Origin of the sequence: Streptomyces oryzae, from assembly GCF_017676365.1 — a bacterium.
GTDB lineage: Bacteria > Actinomycetota > Actinomycetes > Streptomycetales > Streptomycetaceae > Streptomyces > Streptomyces oryzae.
The window spans coordinates 1-3,606 of sequence record NZ_JADKMA010000347.1 but is presented as its reverse complement, the minus strand read 5'-3'; the positions used below and the strand labels follow the sequence as shown (position 1 = coordinate 3,606).

At 72.1% G+C, this 3,606-nt stretch carries 4 protein-coding genes; all 4 read right to left on the bottom strand.

The features are described from left to right. Positions 1 to 1,071, bottom strand: a 1,071-nt coding sequence (locus ITI46_RS33800) for a sensor histidine kinase (protein ID WP_247746999.1), incomplete at its 3' end; no start/stop codon positions are given. 42 nt (positions 1,072 to 1,113) lie between these two features. Next, positions 1,114 to 1,917, bottom strand: a complete 804-nt coding sequence (gene proC, locus ITI46_RS33795) for a pyrroline-5-carboxylate reductase (protein ID WP_209243773.1) — start codon at positions 1,915 to 1,917, stop codon at positions 1,114 to 1,116. Positions 1,918 to 2,005: 88 nt separating this feature from the next. Continuing rightward, positions 2,006 to 2,743 carry an ABC transporter permease gene (locus ITI46_RS33790; RefSeq protein ID WP_209243771.1) on the bottom strand — a complete coding sequence of 246 codons (738 nt, stop codon included), beginning with the start codon at positions 2,741 to 2,743 and terminating at the stop codon, positions 2,006 to 2,008. Next, entirely contained in the window at positions 2,740 to 3,567 is an 828-nt protein-coding gene (locus tag ITI46_RS33785; protein ID WP_372452140.1) for an ABC transporter ATP-binding protein, read from the bottom strand. Before ITI46_RS33785 ends, ITI46_RS33790 begins: the two co-directional genes overlap by 4 nt. Positions 3,568 to 3,606: the final 39 nt, after the last annotated feature.

The window sequence follows — 3,606 nt, the reverse complement described above, 5'->3', positions numbered from 1 at the left end:
GTTGTGGACCGTCACATCCAGTGCGGCGGTACCGCGGCGTAGTTCGACGGTGATGGTGGAGCCGGGGGCGTGCTTGGTGGCGTTGGTGACGGCTTCCTGGACGACGCGGTGGGCGGCGCGGGCGACGAGTGGGGGCAGGTCGGCGTCGGCCTGGGGGGTGTCGTCCGTTCCGTGCCGGTGCAGGGTGATGGGGACGCCGGAGGCTGCGGTGCGGGCCACCAGGTCGGGGACGGTCTCGGTGGCGGGGAGCTGCGCGCTGTCGGTCGTGTCCTGGCGGAGCAGGCCGATGATCTGGCGGAGGCGTTCGGTGGCGTCGGCGGCGGCCTGGCGGAGCTCGGCTGCGGAGGCGCGGGCGGCGTCGTCCACGCCTGGGGAGACCTGGAGCGCGGCGGCGCGTACGGCGATGAGGCTGAGGTCGTGGCCGAGGGAGTCGTGCATGTCGCCGGCGATGCGGGACCGTTCGCGGAGCCGGGTGCGTTCGGCCACCAGCTGCTGTTCGCGTTCCATGCGGGCGGCCAGCTCCCAGCCCGCGCTGTGGAGTTCGTACTGCTGGCGGCGGAAGCGGCCCAGCAGCCAGGGCAGGACGGCGGCGAAGAGGACCGTCGTGACGAGAGTGAACCAGTCCCACAGGTCGCTGCCCGGCAGGGTGAGGGAGAGGGCGAGCCCCACGATGCAGAGGGCGAGCGCGGCGACGAGCGAGGGGCGCGCGTGCTGCGTACGGCGGCCCAGCAGAAAGCTGAGGGCGACCAGGGCCGGGCTGAAGGTGCTGGTGAACAGCTCGGGGGTGGCGGCGAGGCCGAGGGCTGCGGGGACGGCCGCGGCGGCCAGCGGGGCCCGGCGGCTGAGCGGCGCCGCGACGGCGAGCAGGGGTGCTGCGGTCACCCGCAGCCAGAGCGGGACCTCGGTGAGGGTGGGGAGGGGGTAGGCCATGAACAGCCACAGGGCCAGATCGGCCAGCCCTTCGCGGACCCGTCGGCGGCGCAGGAGCTCGCGGAGCCAGGGCCGGGGAGTGAGGGCGCGTGCCAGGGGGTTCACACCGGTCACGGTACGCGGCGGGATCGTCCGGGACATCTGTCGAAAGTGCAGGCATGGGGCGCCCCCTCCCCGGCCCCGTCAGCTCCCCAGTTCGCGGCTGCGGTCGCGGGCTGCCTCGATGGCGTCGATGAAGGCGGCCCGTACGCGGTGGTTCTCCAGCTCGCGGATGGCGTTGATCGTCGTACCGCCTGGAGAGGTGACGTTCTCGCGGAGGGTGACGGGGTGTTCGCCGCCGTCGCGGAGCATCGTGGCGGCGCCGACGGCGGCTTGGACGATCAGCTCGTGTGCCTTGTCGCGGGGGAGGCCGAGCTGGATGCCGGCGTCGGTCATGGCCTCGACCAGGAAGAAGAAGTAGGCGGGGCCGGAGCCGGACAGTGCGGTGGCGGCGTCCTGCTGGCTCTCGGGGAGGCGGAGGGTCTTGCCGACGCCGCCGAAGATCTCGTCGGTGAGCTTCAGATGTTCCTCGGTGGCGTGGCTGCCCGGGGAGATCACTGACATCGCCTCGTCGACGAGGGCCGGGGTGTTGGTCATCACGCGGATGACCGGGGTGCCCTCGGCGAGGCGCTGTTCGAGATAGCGGGTGGTGATGCCGGCCGCGCCGCTGATCACCAGGCGGTCGGCGGGGACGTGCGGGGCGAGCTCGTCCAGCAGGGCCGGCATGTCCTGCGGCTTGGGCGTGAGGATGAGGGTGTCGGCGGTCTTGGCGGCCTCGGCGTTGCTGACGGACTCGACGCGGTAGCGCTCGCGCAGCTCGGCGGCGCGTTCCGGGCGGCGCGCCGTGACCAGGAGGCGGGAGGGCGACCAGCCGCCTCGGAGCATGCCGGAGAGCAGCGCCTCACCGATCTTGCCGGTGCCGAGGACGGCGACTTTCTGGGTGGTCATGGGGTGCTTCACCTCGTGCCTCGGGGGAGGGCCTCGTGGGAGAGCCTCGTCGGACTGGAGTCCAATCCTCGCACCAGGTGGGCACTGGTCAGACCGTACGGCGGCGGAGGGTGGCGGCGCCCAGGAACAGGACGAGGAACGCGCTGCCCGCGACGATGACCGCGTCGCGGACGAAGTCCCCGGTGGCGTCCGCGTTCCGGAGGACTTCCGTCATGCCGTCGACGGCGTAGGACATGGGCAGCACGTTGGAGATCGCCTCCAGCGCGGGCTGCATGCTGTCGCGGGGCGCGAACAGTCCGCACAGCAGGATCTGGGGAAAGATCATCGCGGGCATGAACTGCACCACCTGGAACTCGGAGGCGGCGAATGCGGAGACGAAGAGCCCGAGCGCCGTACCCAGCAGGGCGTCGAGCAGGGCGATGAGCAGCAGCAGCCAGGGCGAGCCGGCGAAGTCGAGGTCCAGGAGCCAGACGGCCACACCTGTGGCGACGGAGGCCTGGACGGTGGCGAGCGCGCCGAACGCCAGCGCGTAGCCGAGGATCAGGTCGGCCTTGCCCAGGGGCATGGACAGCAGCCGCTCCAGCGTGCCGGAGGTGCGTTCGCGCAGGGTGGCGATGGAGGTGACCAGGAACATCGTCACCAGCGGGAAGATGCCCAGCAGCGAGGCGCCGATGCTGTCGAAGGAGCGGCGGTCCGCGTCGAAGACGTAGTAGAGCAGCACGAGCAGCAGCACCGGGACGAGCAGCAGCAGCGCGATGGTGCGGGGGTCGTGGGCGAGTTGGCGCAGGACGCGGCGGGCGGTGGCGAGCGTACGGGCGGCGTTCATGAGGTGCCTCGCGGGGTGTGGGCTGCCTGGTGGGACTGCGGGTGTGTGGTGGCCCCGTCGCGCGCCGACTCGACCAGCTTGAGGAAGGCGTCCTCGACGGTTTCGCTGCCGGTGGTCTCGCGGAGCGCCTGCGGGGTGTCGGCGGCCAGCAGGGTGCCGTCCCGGATAAGGAGCAGGCGTTCGCAGCGGTCCGCCTCGTCCATCACATGCGAGGAGATCAGCAGGGTGGCGCCGCGTGCGGCGAGGCGGTGGAAGAGGTTCCACAGGTCGCGGCGGAGCACCGGGTCGAGGCCGACGGTGGGCTCGTCCAGGACGAGCAGTTCGGGGGTGCCCAGCAGGGCGACGGCCAGGGAGACGCGGGAGGACTGGCCGCCGGAGAGGTTGCCGGCCAGGTCGTCGGCGTGCGAGGTGAGGTCGACGTCGGTGAGGGCCTGGGTGACGGCGGCCGCGCGGTCGGCGCGCGGGATGCCGAGGACCGCGGCGTAGTAGTCGAGATTCTGTCGCGCCGTCAGGTCGTCGTAGACGGACGGGGACTGGGTGACGTAGCCGACGCGGGAGCGCAGCGCGGGTGTGCCCGCCGGCCTGCCGAGGACGTCGAGGGTGCCGGTGACCTTGGCCTGGGTGCCGACGATCGCCCTGATGAGGGTGGATTTTCCGCTGCCGGAGGGGCCGAGGAGGCCGGTGACGGTGCCGGGTTCGACATCGAACGAGAGCTTGTCGAGGACCCGGCGGCTGCCGCGGACGACGGTGAGGTCGCGGGCGTGGACGGCGGGTCGACTCGCCGTCGGGGCCTCGGCGGGTCCGGGTGGAGGCTTATTCATCATGTGATGAATTATGGTCGGCGCCGCGTGACGACGTCAAGC

Coding starts and splice junctions, on each gene's coding strand:
- proC (WP_209243773.1), bottom strand. CDS start 1,917: ATGACCACCCAGAAAGTCGCCGTCCTCGGCACCGGCAAGATCGGTGAG.
- ITI46_RS33790 (WP_209243771.1), bottom strand. CDS start 2,743: ATGAACGCCGCCCGTACGCTCGCCACCGCCCGCCGCGTCCTGCGCCAA.
- ITI46_RS33785 (WP_372452140.1), bottom strand. CDS start 3,567: ATGATGAATAAGCCTCCACCCGGACCCGCCGAGGCCCCGACGGCGAGT.